Genomic DNA, 17,619 nt, shown 5'->3' with positions numbered 1-17,619 from the left:
ATGGTCAGCGGCGCAAACAGGGCCGGAACGGTGGGCGAGGCGGTCGCCGTGGAAAGCGATATCCCGTCGGGCGGCCTTCGTTGGGCGTGGTACGGCCTCGGCGTCCTGCTGATGACGACGTTGTTCGCATTCGTCGTCCGCCAGATGCTCAGCCTGATCGCGCCGTCGCTACAGACCTCGCTGGGCTTCACCGACCTGCAGCTCGGCATGTTGCAGGGGCTTGGCATGGCGGTGTTCGCCAGCGTCGCCAGCTATCCGATGGGCTGGCTTGCCGACCGCTTCGGGCGCCGCCTCATCCTTGCGCTCGGCGTCGCCTGCTGGTCGTTGGCGACCGCGCTGTTCGCGTTGCAAAGCGGCTTCTGGGGTCTGTTCGCCGCAACAATCGGCATCGCGGTCGGCGAAGCCGGGCTCGCGCCGATCGTCTTCGCGCTGATCCCCGACCTTTTTCCCGAACGGCAGCGCAACACGGCGAATTTCATCTTCTATGGTGGCTCGCTGCTCGGCGCGGGGCTCGGCATGGCGCTGGGCGGTGCCATGTTGCAGTGGATCGGCGGCGCGCAGGCGGGCTTCCCGGACGGGCTGGCGGGCATCGATGCCTGGCGCCTCGCGATGCTGGCGATCGCCATTCCGGGTCCGGTCTTCTTCCTGCTCGTCCTGACCATGCCGCTCGGAAAAAGGGTCGGCGCCGCTGCGGTGCCGGCGGTCGGCGAGGAAGCGGGCGGCCATGACTTCATGCCCTATGCGCGGACGCATTGGCGCACATTGACCTGCATCTTCGGTTCGATTTTCGCGATGGCGGTCGCGATGCAGTCGGGCGTGATGTGGTTCCCGCTCGCCTTGCCGCGCGCGTTCGGGATCGACCCGACGACGGTCGGCGTCGGGCTGGGCACCGCGATCACGGTGGCGACGCTGGCCGGTGTATTCCTCGCGCCGCTGATGCTCCGGCTGCGGCGCGCGAATTGCGATGTCGACCCGGTCAGGGTCGCCGCCATCTTTGTCGCTCTGACCCCGCTTCCGGCCGCTTTCCTGCCGTTCACAAGTTCGCCATTCCAGGCCTATTGCATTGCGGGCGTACAAGGCGCGCTGGGCATTGCTGCCTCGTCGCTGATGCCCGGCGTGTTGCAGAATCTGACGCCGCCGCACCTGCGCTCGCGCGTGCTGGCGTTGCTCGGCGTCGTCAATGCGCTGGCGCTCGCGGCGTCGCCGCTGGCGATCGGCGCGATCTCCGGCCTGATCGAGGGGCCGCGCGGGATGCTGCAGGCGATCACCATCGTCAGCCTGCCGTCGCTCATCGCCTCGGCGATACTGATGGCATTCGCACCCGGGCCTTATGCCGCTACGCTGCGCGCGATCCGGCCCCAGCTCACAAAGGAGCTACTATGACGACGACGCTTTCGGCCGGTTCCGCTGCCCCCGACATGATGGACATGCGCGACGCGCTCGCGTCGGGGCGGACCACGCCCTCGGCGCTCGTCGATCAAGCGATCGCGCGCGCCGAAGCGGTCAATCCGCAGCTAAACTTCATCGCTTGGCCGACCTTCGAGCGGGCCCGGGAGCAGGCGGCTGGAGCGCGTTCGGGGCCGCTCGCCGGTATCCCGACGCTGATCAAGGATATGCTGCCCGAAAAGGGCATCCCGGCCAGCTTCGGTTCGGCGGCGCTGCGCGATTTCGTTCCGTCCGACGATGCGCCCTATGCGCGGGCAATTGCGGCGGCCGGGCCGATCTCGATCGCGCGCTCGGCGATGCCCGAACTTGGGCTCAACGCCGTCACCGAATCGCCGCTGCTCGGACCGACGCGCAATCCGTGGAACCTCGATTATACGCCGGGCGGATCGTCGGGCGGCGGCGCGGCCGCGGTGGCGGCGGGGGTGGTCCCGGTGGCGCATGCGAGCGACGGGCTCGGGTCGATCCGCCACGGCGCCGCGCCGTGCGGCCTCGTCGGCTTGAAGCCGTCGCGCGGCCGCAACGCTGGCGAAGAGGCGTTTCGCTCGATCGCCGATCTGACCGTGAACGGCTGCGTCAGCCGCACCGTGCGCGATACCGCCGCATGGCTCGAAGCGACGCAGACGCGCGACCCGAACTGCCTGCCGCCGATCCCGCTGGTGACCGCTCCGGTCGATCATCGCCTGCGCATCCATGCCAATAGCCGCGTGATGCGGACCGGCGAATTGCCCGACGCGAGCGTGCAGCGAGTTTTCGGCGAGGCGCTATCCTTGCTCGGGCGGCTCGGTCACCGGGTCGCCGACGCCGATCTTCCTTTTGCAGGCGCTGCGGCGATGGACCTGCTCGGCACGATCACCGAGGGGATGTTCTGCCGCCGTCTCGGCATGCTTTCGCAGGCGATCGGGATCGAGGTCAAAGTCGACGAGCTCGAACACCGGTCGGTGACCCTGATCGCGGCCGGCGAGGCGGTGAGCGACGCGCAGTTCGCGGCCGCGTGGACGGCGATGGAGGGCGTCGTTGCCGCCTATCTCGATCGGTTGGAAGAGATCGATATCTGGATGACCCCGACACTCAGCACCGAAATCCCGCTTATCGGTGTTTTCGGCCCCGACATTGCATGGGGCGACCAGAAGGACCCGCTGATCGACTATGCGGGCTATTGCTGGATCGACAATTTTGCCGGGACCCCTTCGATCAGCCTGCCGATGGGCTTCAGCGACAACGGCCTTCCGGTGGGCGTCCAGTTCGCGACGCGACCCGGCGGCGAGGCGTTGCTGCTCGCGCTCGCCTATCAGCTCGAAGCCGCGATAGAATGGCAGCGGCATGTCCCGCCGGTCTGGGTGGGAGACCTGTGATGACGCCGAGTTTCGGGAGCCTCCTCAAGGCGAAAGCGGCGGGCGCGGCAGGCGATGGCGAAGCGCTCCGCTATCCGGAGGGAGCCATAAGCTGGCGCGAGTTCGAGGCGCGGACGGCGGCGCTGGCGCGGCGGCTGATCGAGCGTGGCGTGAAGACGGACGACCTGGTCGCGGTCGCGCTGCCCAACGGCCTCGACCATCATATCGCCAGCTATGCGGTCTGGCGGGCCGGGGCGACGCCCTGCATCCTTCCCGCCAAGCTGCCGGGGCGCGAATTTGCCCAACTGGTCGAACTGGCGCGTCCGGCGGTGCTGATCGGGCGCGTCAGCGATGCGCCGGACGGCGTGACGCAGATTGCGCCCGAGGCCGGACATGCGGTGGCGGAATTGCCCGACAACCTCGCCGCGGCGAACTGGAAGGCGGTGACCAGCGGCGGCTCCACGGGCCGGCCCAAGCTGATCGTCGATCATGCCGAGGCGCGCTTCGGCGAACGGCTGGCGGGAATTTGCGAACTGGTCGGCATGCCGCGGGGCGGGGTGATACTCAACCCGGGGCCGCTTTATCATAACGCGCCGTTCCTGTTCACGTCGCTGGCGCTGCTTTCGGGCACGAAGGTTGTCGGTATGAGCCGCTTCGATGCCGAAGACGCGCTGCGGCTGATCGAACGCGAAAGAGTCGAATGGGTGTGCATGGTGCCGACGATGATGCACCGCATCTGGAGCCTGCCGGCCGAGGTCAGGGAAAGATACGACCTGTCGTCGCTGCGGCGGGTGCTCCATCTGGCGGCGCCCTGTCCGGCCTGGCTAAAGCAGGCGTGGATCGACTGGCTGGGCGCCGACAGGATCTTTGAAATCTATGCGGGGACCGAGGGGCCTTCGACGATGATTTCGGGTGAGGAATGGCTGCGCAAGCCGGGATCGGTCGGGAAAGTCCCGCCCGGCACGATCTCGATCGTCGACGCGGCAGGGCGGGACTGTGCTCCCGGCGAGGTAGGAGAAATCTATTTCGCTGCCGAGACGACCGGGCGTTTCCACTACATCGGCGCCGAACCGCGCACCGACGATGGCGGGCGCATGTCGCTCGGCGACCTCGGCTTTCTCGACGCGGATGGCTATCTCTTCCTCGCCGACCGGCGGACCGACCTGATCATTCGCGGCGGCGCCAATGTCTACCCGGCTGAAGTCGAGGCGGCGCTGGTCGAACATCCCGCGGTGCGCGACGCCGTCGTCCTGGGGCTGCCGTGCGACGAGCTCGGTGCCCGCATTCATGCCATCGTCCGGCTCGCCGAAGCAGTGCCGGTCGAGGCGGTCGATGCGCATGTCCGCACCCGGCTCGCCGGCTATAAATGCCCGAAGAGCTATGAGGTCGTCGAAAGCGATCTCCGCGACGAAGCAGGCAAGGTGCGTCGCTCCGCATTGCGTGCCGAGCGGCTGGCTTGGCTGGCGAAGGGTCGGCCGTTCGAGGGGCTTTCCGGCACTGGTCCGACGGCCGAAACGACCGGAAATATACCATAATAAGACAATGTTGCGGGTCTTTGCCGGGGCCCGGTCGGCTGCGTCCAAATGGGCGTGCGCCGGGATGGGATGAGCTTGACAGCCCTGCGGGAGGGGTTCAGCTTTTGCCTCGGCCATGGGACTTTGCGAGTCGGTAACATCCGGCTGGGCCTAAGAAAACAAGTCGCACTTCAAACCACTTTCGAACCGGGCTGCCTTGGCGGCGGCTTTCGGGGTGTCGGTTCGTGCGCCTTGCGTCTGCGAAGCATCGATGCCCCCTTTTGGGAGGACAGGCCGATGCTGCAGTACAAACATCCGGGCGTCTATACACAGGAATTGCCGAGCGGGGTCCGCACGATCACCGGCGCCGCGACGTCGGTCGCGCTGTTCGTCGGGCCGACGCGGACCGGCATCGACAACCGCGCGATCCGTATCCAGAATTTCGGCGATTTCGAACGGCAGTTCGGCGGGCTCGTCCAGACGAGCAGCCTGTCCTATTCGGTGCTGCATTTCTTTGCCAACGGCGGCTCGGAGGCTTTCGTCTGGCGCGTGCCGCCGGCGGGCGCGGCGCCGGCGGCGAGCGCGCTGAAGCGCGACGCGTCGGGGAGCGCGGCGTCGCTGACCTTCACCGCCTTATCGGCGGGCGCCGCGAGCGGCGAAATCTATGTCGAGATCGACAGCTTCGGGATCGACGCCGACCCCTTCACCAGCGACGCCACGAAAAAGCGCGGCTTCAATCTGGTCGTCACCGACCGGGTGACCGGGCGCGTCGAACGATTTACCCGCCTGTCGACCGCATCGTCGAACGCCCGCTTTGCGCCGAATGTCGTCAACGATCCGGGCACGGGATCGAAGCTCGTCAAGCTGGCGGTGAACGGTGTCGATGCCGAGCGGCCGGTCGCAAACGGCACCGCCTATCGGCTTGCTGCGCTGCCCGCGGCGGGCAATTTCAGCGCGAACATCAACGCCAATGTCGTGATTGCGGTGCGCGACGCGGCGGGCGCCGTCGACAGCGCCCAGTCGGTGACGCTGACCGATGTGACGGTGTTTGCGAACGCTACTCCGAAACCGGTCAGCCTGCTGGAAGTGGCGACCAAGCTGGAAGCCGCGATCAACCTGAAGATCCGCGAGACCGCAGCGGCGAACAGTGCGATGCAGGGGGTCAGCGTGTCGGTATCGCTCGCCGAAAATGGCCAATATCTGTGGCTGAAGACCAGCGCGCCGGTCGCGGGACAGTTTGCGGCGCGGCTGTTCGATGCCACGGTGACGCTGGCCGCGCCGGGCAGCGGCACCTCGTTCCTCGGCCAGTTCGTCACCGGCAGCGCGGCGGTCGCGAACGTCTCACGCTACCGGCTGGGTGCGTCCTACACGCCGGCGTCGAGCGAGCAGGTGGTGGGATCGAGCCTTGTCGTCGGCATCGACGGCAATCCTGCGGGGCAGCCCGACACCGCGGCGTTCAAGGCGGCGGTGCTTGCGCTGGAGGGCCCCGACGCCTTTTTCAACCTGCTCTGCCTGCCCGACCTGGTGCGGCCGGCGGCGGGCGATCCGCTGGCACTGCATCACACGAGCGCGATGTCGATCTATGCCGAAGCGGCGCGGATCTGCGCCGAGAAGCACGCCTTCCTGCTGATCGATCCCCCGCCCAATGTCGTCGATGTCGGGTCGGCCGAAGCCTATAAGACGACCGGCATCCCCTTCGCATCGAGCCATTCGGCCGCTTATTTTCCGAATATCCGTGTCGACGATCCGCTGGAGGCCGGATCGATCCGCAGCCATCCGCCCTCGGGCGCGATGGCGGGGCTGTTTGCGCGCACCGACGGCCAGTTCGGCGTGTGGCAGGCGCCGGCGGGGACCGAGGCGGTGCTGTCGGGCGCCTATGGCCCGTCGATCGACCTGTCCGACGCCGACCATGGCGTGCTCAACCCGATCGGGCTCAACTGTATCCGCAAATTCCCCGTCTATGGCACGGTGAGCTTCGGATCGCGGACGGTCGACGGCGCGAACGCACTCGGCAGCGAATGGAAATATGTGCCGGTGCGCCGCACCGCGTCCTACATCCTGCGCAGCCTGTCCGAAGGGCTGCGCTGGGCGGTACACAAACCGAACGGCGAACAGCTCTGGTCGCAGCTCCGGCTCAACAGCACGGCCTTCATGCATGGCCTGTTTCGGCAAGGCGCGTTCAAGGGCGTGTCGGCGAAGGAAGCCTATTTTGTCGCCTGCGATGCGTCGACGACGAGCGGCGACGACATCAATCAGGGCGTTGTCAACATCGTGGTCGGCTTTGCGCCGCTGAGGCCGGCGGAGTTCGTCGTCATCAGCCTGCGTCAAATCGTCCAGCCGCTGGTTTGAGGGAGGGAGCAGTTCGATGGGACAGTTTTCGGTCAATGCGCAGCGGTTCGACCCCTACAAGAACTTCAAGTTCCGGGTGAAATGGGACGGCCGCTATGTCGCGGGCATTTCCAAGGTCTCGATGCTCAAGCGGACCACGGAAATGATCAAGCATCGCTCGGGCGGCGATCCGTCGTCGAGCTTCAAGTCGCCGGGACGCACCGAATATGACGCGGTGACGCTGGAGCGCGGGGTGACCCACGACGTCGATTTCGAACAATGGGCGAACAAGGTCTGGAATTTCGGATCGATCGCGGGGGGCGAGGTGTCGCTCGCCGACTTCCGCAAGGATATCATCATCGAACTGCTCAACGAAGCGGGGCAGACGGTGATCGCCTATAATCTCTACCGGTGCTGGGTATCGGAATATCAGGCGCTGCCCGATCTCGATTCCAACGCCAATGCGGTCGCCATCGCCAAACTGAAGCTCGAGATCGAGGGCTGGGAGCGCGACTATGCCGTGGTCGAGCCCAAGGAACCGAGCTTCGTAGAGCCCTGAGCCGGCGATGACGACCGCCAGCCTCTCGATGCTGTTCGACCATTGGCCGATCGGTTCCGGCGCCGCGCATGGCCGCCTGACCGCGCTGCTGCGCGCGTCGGGCGCCGGTGACGCGGCGCTGGCCTCCGACACGCTGGGCGCGCGCAACCGACGGCTGATCGCGCTGCACGACGATTGGGTCGGCGGAGCGATCGAGGCGCAGGTCGCGTGCACAGCCTGCGCGACGATGAACAGCTTCGCGGTGCCGAAGGATGCGATGCGGGCGCTGCCGCCCGCGCAGGATGGGCTCGTCACGGTGCCATATGGTGGACGCGAACTGGCGTATCGCGTGCCGACGATGGCCGATATCGAAGCGGTGGGCGATGCGGCCGACGTGCGGCTGGCGATGCTCGATCGCTGCGCGGCGGGGCCGGTGCGCGTCGCGGCGGCCGACCTCGACGCGGCGGCGCTCGATGCGATCGAAACGGCCTTCGATCGCGCCGATCCGCTCGCCAGCATCGTCGTCGAAAGCGCCTGTTCGGAATGCGGGGTGGCGCTGGCCGCGAGTGTCGATCTGGCGGCGTTCGTCGCGACCGACCTCGACCGGCTCCACGCCGCGCTGCTGCGCGATGTCGATATGATCGCGTCGGCCTATGGCTGGGGCGAGAGCGCGATACTGGCGCTGCCGGCCGAACGGCGGGCGCGCTATGTCGCGATGATCGCCGATCGCCGCGCGGCTCCGGTAGCGCGCCAGCGGGTGCGGCCGCTGTGAGCGGCTATTGGTCCGCGATCGCAGCGGCAGCGCGCGGCGGGGTCGGCGGGCAGGGCGACGCGGCGCCGGTGCCTTCGGTCCCGATATTTGCGCCCGATACGAGTGCGGGCGAGGAGGATTGGGGGGCGCTCGATATCGAGGCGGCCGCGCCGGCAGCGATCGAAGCGCGCAAGGATGCGCCTCCCGAAAAGGCGGCGACCGCCGATCCGGTGGCAGAGAAGCCCGGCGCCGTGCCGACGCCGGCTGCTCCTGCCGGAGCAGCGATGCCGACGGCATTTCCCCCGGCTGCCGAAGCGTCGGCAACCCGCGACGACCGCCTGGATGCCGGTACGCTGCCGACGGCCGATGAACGCACCGAGCCGGTTGCCGTGACCACTGCAGAGACGGCGACGGTCGTTCAACAGGTCATTCCGCCTCCGTCTGCGGACACTCCGCTTTCGATGGCGGCCACAGTGGCCGAGCCGGCCCGACCGGAAGCCGCGTTCCCGGTCACCGGGGCGGAGAGCGAAGCTGGCGATGACGAAGCGGTCCCGAAGGCGCCTGCTGCCGAGGCGTCACCCGTCCCCGCCATTGTCGAAGCCTTACCCGCCGCCCTTGCGGTCGGCGCGGACATCGCGGCCGCCGAGGACGGCCTCGGCGATCCGGCGGCCGACCTGCCGCCGCCCATTCACATCCACATCGACCGCATCGACATCCGCCTGACCGGGGACGATGCCGTAGCGCCGCGCACCGCGCCGCGCCGTGTGGCACCCGTCGTCGCGCTCGACGAATTCCTGCGCCGCCCGTCGGAGCGCAACGGATGAGCGCGCGTTTCGCCATTCCCGCGACGAGCTTCGTGTTGAAGGCGATGATCGATGCCGATCTGGCGGCCGCCTATCAGGGTTTTGCGGCGCCGAAGCTGTCGATCGCACCGCCGCCGCGTCCCAATGCGACGCCCGCACCCGCCGCGACGGGCGCGAATGCGCCGCCAGAAGCTGCGCAGCTTTACCTCTTCCTGCATCATGTCGCGCCAAACGCCGCCTATCGCTCGATGGCGCTCGCCTATATCGAGAGCAGCGGCGAGGCATCGACCAAGATGCCGCTGGTGCTCGACCTCCACTATATGCTCGCCGCGACGGGGGCAGACCTTGAACGCGAGACGTTGCTCGGCATCGGCATGGCGGCGCTGCACCGGCAGGCGATCGTCGAGCGCTCGGCGGTCGCGGCGATCCTCGGAGCGGTAGCGATCCCGGCCAACCCCACGAAGCTGATGGAGCGGCTGACGAGCGAGCCGCTCGCCAATCCCGCCCATCATCCCGAGCAGATCAAGATCAGCCAGCACCCGCTCGACATCGACATGTCGACAAAGCTGTGGTCGGCGCTGCAATCGCCGATCCGGCCGAGCGCCTATTATCTCGTTACCACAACCTTCCTCGAAACCGACGACAGCGTGCCCGACGGCCCGCGGGTCGACGAGCTGGTGATCGCGGCGCGGCCGAAGGCGGATCGCAACGGCGATCCAGCGAGCGACACGGTGACGATCGTCGACGAACCGCTGGACGACGGACCATGAGCGCCAACGATCCCTTGCTGCTCCTGAGCGAGCGCGCGACGCTCGCGGCCTTCGCTGGCGAGCCGGGTGATTTCGATGCGTTGTTGCCGATGCTGTCGCAAGTGGCGCCGGGGCACCCGCTGCTTCGTCTTGCCGAAGGTTTCGGACTCGACGCCGGCGAGGCGGGGCTCGTTGCGTTGCTCTATGCCGCCGCGATGTCCGAAACGGTTGCTGGCGCCGTGCAGGACGCCACCCGGAACGATCGCCGCGGGATGCCGTTGTGGCTGGCGCAACGGTTGCTACCGTCGCTCGACGTCGGTCATGTCGCGGCGGGTGCGGTGCTGATGCGCTTCGGCTTCGTCGCGCGTGAGGCCGACACGCCGCTGATCGATGCGCGCATGTGGCTCGACCCGGCGGTGATCGACCGGCTGGCCGGCGTGGCGCCGCGCGATCCGGCGATCGCATCGCGTTTCCTGCCCATCGGGGCGGGGGCGGATCATGCGCCTGCCGGCTGGATGGCCGCGATCCGCGAGGCGCTGGTGGCGCGGGGCCCCGACGGTCTGTCGCCGTTGCTGCTCGGCGCGCACGATATCGAGGCGATGGCCGGCGGCTTTGCGGCGCTGGGACTTCAGGCCTACCAGCTTCAGGCCTGCGATATTCCGGCCGACCCCGAAGCGCGCGACCGGCTGGCGCAGGGGTGGAGCCGCGAGGCCGCACTCGACGGCGCGGCGCTGATCATTTTGGCCGACGAACTGCATGCGGCGAGCGCCGCAGCCTTTGCCGGGCTGGTGGCGGGGCATGTCGCGATTGCGGGCACGGTGCCGCTGCCGCCGATGCGGCGCGCGCAGCGGGTGCTGCCGGCAGCATCGTCGCCGCGCGATGCAGCGCTGGCGCGCTGGCAGCGGGCGCTGGGCGAAGCGCGCTCGGCGCGGCTGGGCGCCGGGGTCGTGCGGGTCGCGGCGCAGTTCCGCCTGTCGGCGGCCGAGGTCGACGCCGTCGTCGCGGCCTGCCTTGGCCTGATCGATGCTGCGCCCGACGGCGAGGCTGCGTTGCGTATCCTGTGGCATCATGCCGGCCGCGCCGGGTCGGCGACGCCGGTTCCCGGGGTGACGATCGTCGAGCCGGTCTATGACTGGGGCGACATCATCCTGCCGGCGCCGACCGAGGCCGCGCTGCGCCGGATCGAGGGGCATGTCCGCCACGCGGCGCTGGTGCTCGACCAATGGGGCTTCGGCCGCGCGATGGGCGCGCGCGGGCGCGGCGTCGTCGCGCTTTTCTCGGGCCCGAGCGGTACCGGCAAGACGATGGCGGCCGAGGTGCTGGCAAGCTCGCTGGACCTCCGGATGATGCTGATCGACCTCAGCCAGATCATCAGCAAATATGTCGGTGAGACGTCGAAGAATATCGCCGCCGCTTTCGACGCCGCCGAACGGTCGGGCGCGGTGATGGTGTGGAACGAGGGCGATGCGATCTGGGGCGCGCGCGGCAGCGTCGGCCACGCGACCGACCGCCATGTGAACGCCGAGGTCGGCGACCTCCTCCAGCGGATCGAGGCGTTCGACGGCTTCACCATCGTCACCACCAACATGCGCCACGCGATCGATACCGCCTTCCTGCGGCGGTTTCGCTTCACGATCGACTTTCCGATGCCCGCCGCCGCCGAGCGCGTACGGCTGTGGCAGCGGGCCTTTCCGGGCGAAGCGCCGGTCGAGGCGATCGACTGGCGCGCGCTTGCCGACCTGCCGCTGTCGGGCGGCAGCATCCGCAATATCGCGCTGGGCGCGGCCTTTCTTGCCGCCGAGCGCGGCACGGCGATCGATGCGTCGCTGATCGAGGCCGAACTGGCCGAGGAAATGCGCAAGCAGGACCAGCCGATGCCGACGATCGACTGGATGCCGGCGGGGACGGTGCAGTGAGCGGCGATGCACCTCCGGTGCCCGAACGGCTGACCGTCGGGCGGCTGACGATCAGCGGCGCGTCGCGGATCGAGGCGCAGCGGATTGCCGACGCGCTGCCCGCCGCGCTGGCGCGCGTCGCGGCGCGGGTACACGCCGGAACGGTGCCGGTCGATCCGCGGGCGAGCGCTGCCGACCGCGTCGCGGCCGAAATCTGGCGCCAGGTCGCGCCGCGGGTGGAGCAGGGCCGGTGAGGGCGCTCGATCGCCAGCCGATGCTTCAGCGCCCGCCCGCGGGTTCGGGCCGCGACGCGATGCCGCTGGCGGTGCTGGCGCAGGCGAAATCGTCGCTGGGATCGGGGCCGGGCGTGCTGTCGGCGCCGCCGATCGCCGACGCCGGCCGCCCGCTCGACACCGCGACGCGGGGCAGCATGGAAAGCGGCTTCGGACGCGATTTCTCGTCGATACGCGTTCACGACGATGCGCGCGCGCACGACAATGCCCGCTCGCTCGGCGCACGGGCCTATGCCGCAGGCGACCATATCGTGTTCGGCGAGGGTCAGTATCGGCCCGAAAGCAGCAGCGGGCAGGCGCTGATCGCGCATGAACTGGCACACAGCGTCCAGCAGGGCGGGGTGCAGATGAAGGCCGACGGGCCGATGCCCGCCGCCGCCGATGCCGAGCTGGAGGCGCAGGCGGACCGTGCGGCGGCCGCGGTGACGGCGGGACGGGCCGCGCCCGCGCTGTCGCGGATCGGCACCCCGGCGGTGTTTCGTGCCAAGACCGACGACCCCGCACCGTCGGGATCGGCGGCGAGCAGCAAGGGCGGTCCGACGCCCGGCCTGCCAGCGAACTGGACGGTCGTCGAACCCAAGCCGGTCGATGCCGGCACCGACCGCCTCGTCGTCGCCGTGTCGGGGTTCGAACTGCCGCAGGTGAAAGGACGCGGGGCTTGGGTGCAGGAGGTTTACGACCTCCACAAACCCGACCGGCTGATCTTCACCCCGATCTTCAAGGGCAAGGGCGCAACGGTCGACACCTATGACAATGTCGCCGCCTACAAGGAGGGGAGCGAGAAATACAAGACGATCTGGCTCAACAAATATGGCTTCACGACGCTGAAGGCGATGGGCACCGCGTTCAAGACCGCGGCGGCGGCCAACGCCGATCTCAAGGCGAAGATCGAGACCAAGGAAGTCGCGACGATCCTCAAGGGCTTTGCGAAGGAGCGGCTGACCGACGCCAAATGCGATATCGACCATATCGTCGAAAAACAGCTCCAGGGCACGAGTTCGCCGGCCAATCTCCAACTGCTTGGTTCGTCGAAGAACCAGGCGTCGGGACGCGACACCTATCAGGAGCTGGTCGGGCTGGTGAACCAGCTCAAGGGCACCGACTACGGCCATGTCCGCGAACTGCAGTTCCGCTTTACGACCGGCATTTCGGTCAAGCCCGACACCGATACGAAGGACGGCAGCCAGATCATCGAGGAGGCGCTGCGCAACAAGGTGGTGACCGGATCGGCCGACGTCGCCAACGCCGAGGGCGACCCGGTGACGATGACCGCGGGCGGGGCGCCCGAGACGATGAAGGTGCGCAAGTCCGGTGCCACGCCGATCGATTTCAACTTCAAGCGGATCGTTCCCGGCATGCGGCTCACCAGCTATGGCCGCACGACGAAAAAGGGCGCCGCGGACGATATCGACGGGGTGCTCGACGGCAAGCTGGTCAAGACGACGGGCAGGGCCGACGAATTCGTCAAGCTCGACGCCACGCTCCAGAAGGATCCCGCGCCGACCGCAGCGGAAGCGCCCGCCGACGGGGCGGAGGAACCGCAGAAGCCGAGCGAGCGCCGCATGCTGAAGCTGCGCAAGTCGAAGCAGAACGACAAGATCGCCTTTCACTATCCCTATCTCAGCCCCGGCTGGATCAAGCCCGAGATCGACGATGCCGGGAATTTGCGCGGCAGCGGCGCGATCAAGTCGACGATCCCGATGCTGGGCGAGATCGGGATCAATTTCGGCCCGGACCTGCTCAAGGCCAAGGCGCCGATCGATGCGGCGAAACTCAAGTCGCCGATACCCGGGCTGCGCTTTACCGGCGGGGCTTTCGCGCTCCAGTTGTCGCCGAGTTTCGTTCCGAGCGGGTCGGTGCAGTTCGAGATCGGGCCGAAGGGTAAGCCGATCATCCTCGGCGATATCACTGCCAAATTCGCGGGCGGCGCCTTTCTGGCCGAAGGCACGATCAAGCCCGGGGTCGGCATTCCCGGCGTCCAGGAAGCCGAAGGCAAGGTCCGGTTCCATTCCGAAAATGGCTGGTCGGGCGAGCTGAAAATCAACAGCACGTCGGTGCCGAACACGGTGATCGACGTCCGCGTCGCGATGGCGCAGAACGGCGACAAGCTCGACATGACGGCCGAGGGCAGCGCGAAGATCACGGTGAAGGACAAGACCTTCGACCTGACCGCGCAATGGGTCGACGGGAGCATCACCTATCGCGGCAAGGGACGGTGGGAGAAGCCGTTCAAGATCGTCGATGCGATCGAGGCCAAGGTCTATTACCGCGACGGCTATCTGAAGGTCAGCGGCGGCGGCTTCTTCACCTTTCGCGAACAGTGGAAGGGCGACATCACGCTCACCTATGAGCGTTATCCGGGCGGTTCGGTGAAGGTCGAGGGCATCGCGAATGTCGATGTCGAAACGAAGAACAAGAAGGGCAAGGGCAAGCTTTCGGGCGGGATCGACGAACGCGGGAAAATTTATGGCAAGGGCACGATCGCCTATCAGATCACCCCGACGATCCGCCCCGAACTGACGGTCGAACTCGACAAGGAGGACCATCTCCGCATCACCGGCTCGCTGACGCTGGGCCCCTACACGCTGTTCGAGAAATATCCGAAGGAAGGCAAGGGACGCCGCGACCTGTTCAAGATCACGACGCCCGGATTTTCGATCCCGACGCCGATCCCGGCCGTCCGCGCCTATGTCAAATTCTTTGCGGGCGTCAGCTATTCCGTTTTCTTCGGCCCCGGGGTGGTCGAGACGGTCAAGATCAGCGGCTCGTTCGATCCGCTGGAGGAAAATCCCAACATCATCGCGGATATCGGCGCGCGCTTCACCTGCGTCGCCGGTTTCGGCCTTTATGGAAATTTTGGCGCAGAGTTGGGTGTCGACGTGCTGTTCGGGGCAGGCGACGTCCATGGCACGATCACCGTAACGCCTGGCATCCTGGGCACGGCGAAGGCCGACGTCGAAGCGAAGGGGCATTACGAAAAGGGGAGCTTCACCGTCGGAATGCACCCGAAGTTCGAGATGAGCCTCGACGCGACGCTCGGCATTGGGGGCGCAGTGACGATTTCGGCGCTGTGGGGCTTGCTCAGCTATACCTGGGACTTCGACATCGCGAGTTTTTCGACCAACCTTGCCAAAAAGACCGTCGACGTTGGAGAATTCTCGACGAGCTTTGGCGGCGATGGCGGTAGCGCCCAGGAAATACCCGGTGCGACCGACAAGGCGAAGATGGACGATGTCGATCCGATGGGGGTGATCAAGGACATCATGCGGCGGCGCGAGGAAAAGAGCGCGCCCAATCCCAATTACGACCCGAACGCCCGGCCGCCCGGCCGCGACTATATCGGCAACAAGATATGAGGAGCGCGCGATGACCAGTTTTCCGGGATCGCCGCGGACGCTGAAGGGCGGCTTCGTGCTGATGGATGCCGACGGCAAGGCGGTGCTGCGCACTGTCGCCTTCCAATATAATCCCGATGGCCTGTCGCGGACGCTGACCCCGCGCGGCGCAAAGATCGACGCCGGGGACCGGCTGGAAGGACTGCGGCTCGTCGGTCCACCAATCGAGACGATCAAGATCGAGATCGAGATCGACGCGACCGACCGGCTGGAAAAGCCCGGATCGAATGCCGACACGGTCGCGAACGGCATCGCCGCCGACCTTGCCGAACTGGAGGCGATCATCTCGCCGTCGCCCGACGATATCGCCGCCGCCGACGGCCTGGCGCGGAGCGGTACGCTCGAGGTGCTGCCGCTGCCGTCGCCGCTGGTGCTGCTGGCGCTCGGCCGCAACCGGCTGGTCCCGGTGCGGATCACCGAATTCAGCATCGTCGAGGAGGCCTTCGACACGCAGCTCAACCCGATCCGCGCGCGCGTGTCGCTGGGAATGCGGGCGCTGTCGATCGACGATCTCGCGTTCGGCAGCAAGGGCGCCGAGCTGTTCATGGTCGCGGCGCGGCGGCGCGACAAGATGGCGAAACGGCGGCCGCCGAACATGCAGGCGCTGGGCCTGACGGGGGTCCCATGACCGACATCTATCCACCGAACAGCCGCTATTACGCGGTACCGATGCGTAGCACGCAGAACGCCGACGGGACGAAGACCGAGTTCGTCGGCCGGCGGATCATCCCCGCACGCTCGCGCTATCGGGCGCTGACCCACCATCGCAGCGCGGGAGACGAGCGCATCGATACGGTCGCCGCCGAGGCGTTCGGCGACCCCGAACTATACTGGCGGATCTGCGACGCGAACGGCGACGCCGACCCCGCCACCGCGACGACCCCCGCCGGGCGGCTGGTCGTCATCCCCCTGCCGCTGGAGATTGCCGACGATGGCGACGCTTAAGGGAGTCCAGTTGACGCTCCTGATGGGGCCGATCGCCGTCGCGCCGGTGCCGGTGGCGGTGATCGATGCGCTGGAAAGCGCGCAGGTGACGCAGGCGGTCGGTCAGCGGTCGGGGTTCCAGATCAGCTTCACCTATTCGAAGACCTCGCAGATCGCGAAGACGCTGCTGCCCGCGGGCTTTTTCGACCCGATGATCCGCGTCATCCTCGTGGCGACGCTGAACGGGATGCCCAAGGTGCTCGCCGACGGGCCGATCAAACGGCAGGACGTCGTCGCCTCTTCATCGCCGGGGGAGAACCGGCTGACGATCACCGGCGAGGATGTCTCCGGCTATATGGACGTGATCGATTTCACCGGCTTCCCCTTTCCGGGGATGCCGACCGTGGCGCGCGTCGCGGCGCTGATTGCCAAATATGCGATGTTCGGGGTGATCCCGATGCCGATCCCCGAAATCTTCACCTCGATCTCGCTGCCGACCAAGGCCTATCCGCACCAGCAGGGCACCGATTACGCCTATCTGGTCAAGATGGCCGAGGAGGCGGGGCATGAATTCTATGTGACCCCCGGCCCCGCGCCGGGAACCAACACCGCCTATTGGGGACCGCAGGTACGGCTCGGCCTGCCGCAGCCGGCGATGACGGTCGACATGGATCATGCGAGCAATATCGAAAGCCTGTCGTTCAGTGCCGACGGATCGGCGGCGGTGCTGCCCTATGGCTTCATCAAGGCCGGGGGTTTCTCGATCCCGGTACCGGTCCCGAACATCTCGCTGCTCGCGCCGCCGCTTGCGGCGCGGCCGCTGATCCCGACCAAGACGAAGCTGATCGATACCGAGCGGCACGAGATGCCGAAAGTGATGTCGCTGCTGCTCGCAAAGCGCGCGGCGACCGACCCGGTGACCGCGAGCGGCAGCTTCGACCTTGCGCGTTACGGCAAGCCGCTCGACGCACGCAGCATCGTCGGGGTGCGCGGGGCGGGGCTGGCGCATGACGGCCTTTATTATGTCCGGTCGGTGACCCACACGCTGGGCCGGGGCAGCTGGAAGCAATCGTTCCAGATGTCACGCGACGGCCTGATCAGCAATGTCCCGGCGGTGCCGCTATGACCGCCGGGCCCCGCTATTTCGGAAAGTATCGCGCGACGGTGCTCAACAATCTGGACGCCCAGAACCAGGGGCGCATCCAGGTTCAGCTCGGCGACCGCTACGGCCTCTTCCCCTCGACCTGGGCGCTGCCCTGCCTGCCGTTTGCCGGCAAGGGTTCGTCGGCGGTGGTCGCGCTGCCTGCGATCGGATCGATGGTGTGGGTCGAATTCGAGGCCGGCGACCCGGATTTTCCGATCTGGACCGGCGGTTTCTGGCCCGATCCGGCGGGGTTCCCGATGGCGGCGCTGGTCGGGGCGACGCCCGTCACCCCGAATATCCATTTGCAGACCACGACGGGAACGACGGTCACGTTGTCGGACAATCCGGCGCAGCAGGTGAAGATCCAGACGATCGCCGGCGCGATGATCAGCATCGGCGCCAGCGGCATCATCATTTCGAACGGACAGGGCGCGTCGATCGCGATGAGCGGCCCGTCGGTCGTCATCAACGGCGGCGCACTGACGATAACCTGAAGGGAAGGGGAGAC

15 protein-coding genes are annotated in these 17,619 nt (G+C 67.4%); all 15 read left to right on the top strand.

The window, feature by feature from the left end:
• The 15 genes from LH19_RS11965 to LH19_RS11895 all read left to right on the top strand — a co-directional run bounded on the left by LH19_RS11965 (nucleotide 1) and on the right by LH19_RS11895 (nucleotide 17,605).
• Complete coding sequence (locus LH19_RS11965; protein WP_145923382.1) at nucleotides 1–1,383, top strand: MFS transporter; 1,383 nt, start codon at nucleotides 1–3, stop codon at nucleotides 1,381–1,383.
• Nucleotides 1,380–2,798, top strand: a complete 1,419-nt coding sequence (locus LH19_RS11960; RefSeq protein ID WP_054728186.1) for an amidase family protein — start codon at nucleotides 1,380–1,382, stop codon at nucleotides 2,796–2,798. Before LH19_RS11965 ends, LH19_RS11960 begins: the two co-directional genes overlap by 4 nt.
• The gene (locus LH19_RS11955; protein WP_082395618.1) at nucleotides 2,798–4,312 is read left to right on the top strand and encodes an AMP-binding protein; all 1,515 of its coding nucleotides are present in this window, start codon (nucleotides 2,798–2,800) and stop codon (nucleotides 4,310–4,312) included. The genes LH19_RS11960 and LH19_RS11955 overlap by 1 nt, the downstream gene beginning before the upstream one ends.
• 276 nt (nucleotides 4,313–4,588) lie before the next feature.
• Nucleotides 4,589–6,640, top strand: a complete 2,052-nt coding sequence (locus tag LH19_RS11950; RefSeq protein ID WP_054728184.1) for a phage tail sheath family protein — start codon at nucleotides 4,589–4,591, stop codon at nucleotides 6,638–6,640.
• Nucleotides 6,641–6,656: 16 nt separating this feature from the next.
• Complete coding sequence (locus LH19_RS11945) at nucleotides 6,657–7,178, top strand: phage tail protein (protein WP_054728182.1); 522 nt, start codon at nucleotides 6,657–6,659, stop codon at nucleotides 7,176–7,178.
• Nucleotides 7,179–7,185: 7 nt separating this feature from the next.
• Nucleotides 7,186–7,929 (top strand): hypothetical protein, encoded by a 744-nt coding sequence (locus LH19_RS11940; RefSeq protein ID WP_054728180.1) that lies wholly within the window; start codon nucleotides 7,186–7,188, stop codon nucleotides 7,927–7,929.
• On the top strand, nucleotides 7,926–8,732 hold the full coding sequence (locus LH19_RS11935; protein ID WP_054728178.1) for a hypothetical protein: 807 nt from the start codon (nucleotides 7,926–7,928) through the stop codon (nucleotides 8,730–8,732). The genes LH19_RS11940 and LH19_RS11935 overlap by 4 nt, the downstream gene beginning before the upstream one ends.
• Nucleotides 8,729–9,481 (top strand): DUF4255 domain-containing protein, encoded by a 753-nt coding sequence (locus LH19_RS11930; protein ID WP_054728176.1) that lies wholly within the window; start codon nucleotides 8,729–8,731, stop codon nucleotides 9,479–9,481. Before LH19_RS11935 ends, LH19_RS11930 begins: the two co-directional genes overlap by 4 nt.
• Nucleotides 9,478–11,376 (top strand): AAA family ATPase, encoded by a 1,899-nt coding sequence (locus tag LH19_RS11925; RefSeq protein WP_054728174.1) that lies wholly within the window; start codon nucleotides 9,478–9,480, stop codon nucleotides 11,374–11,376. The genes LH19_RS11930 and LH19_RS11925 overlap by 4 nt, the downstream gene beginning before the upstream one ends.
• The gene (locus LH19_RS11920) at nucleotides 11,373–11,609 is read left to right on the top strand and encodes a hypothetical protein (protein ID WP_054728173.1); all 237 of its coding nucleotides are present in this window, start codon (nucleotides 11,373–11,375) and stop codon (nucleotides 11,607–11,609) included. Before LH19_RS11925 ends, LH19_RS11920 begins: the two co-directional genes overlap by 4 nt.
• On the top strand, nucleotides 11,606–15,004 hold the full coding sequence (locus LH19_RS11915; protein ID WP_145923384.1) for an eCIS core domain-containing protein: 3,399 nt from the start codon (nucleotides 11,606–11,608) through the stop codon (nucleotides 15,002–15,004). The genes LH19_RS11920 and LH19_RS11915 overlap by 4 nt, the downstream gene beginning before the upstream one ends.
• A gap of 10 nt (nucleotides 15,005–15,014) precedes the next feature.
• On the top strand, nucleotides 15,015–15,671 hold the full coding sequence (locus LH19_RS11910; protein WP_054728168.1) for a hypothetical protein: 657 nt from the start codon (nucleotides 15,015–15,017) through the stop codon (nucleotides 15,669–15,671).
• Nucleotides 15,668–15,988, top strand: coding sequence for a hypothetical protein (locus LH19_RS11905; protein WP_054728166.1), 321 nt, complete (start codon nucleotides 15,668–15,670; stop codon nucleotides 15,986–15,988). The genes LH19_RS11910 and LH19_RS11905 overlap by 4 nt, the downstream gene beginning before the upstream one ends.
• Complete coding sequence (locus tag LH19_RS11900) at nucleotides 15,975–17,093, top strand: hypothetical protein (RefSeq protein ID WP_054728164.1); 1,119 nt, start codon at nucleotides 15,975–15,977, stop codon at nucleotides 17,091–17,093. The genes LH19_RS11905 and LH19_RS11900 overlap by 14 nt, the downstream gene beginning before the upstream one ends.
• Nucleotides 17,090–17,605, top strand: a complete 516-nt coding sequence (locus LH19_RS11895; RefSeq protein WP_054728163.1) for a phage baseplate assembly protein V — start codon at nucleotides 17,090–17,092, stop codon at nucleotides 17,603–17,605. The genes LH19_RS11900 and LH19_RS11895 overlap by 4 nt, the downstream gene beginning before the upstream one ends.
• Nucleotides 17,606–17,619: the final 14 nt, after the last annotated feature.

It is taken from the genome of Sphingopyxis macrogoltabida (genome assembly GCF_001314325.1).
Classification (GTDB): domain Bacteria; phylum Pseudomonadota; class Alphaproteobacteria; order Sphingomonadales; family Sphingomonadaceae; genus Sphingopyxis; species Sphingopyxis macrogoltabida.
This window is presented reverse-complemented; position numbering and strand designations above follow the sequence as displayed.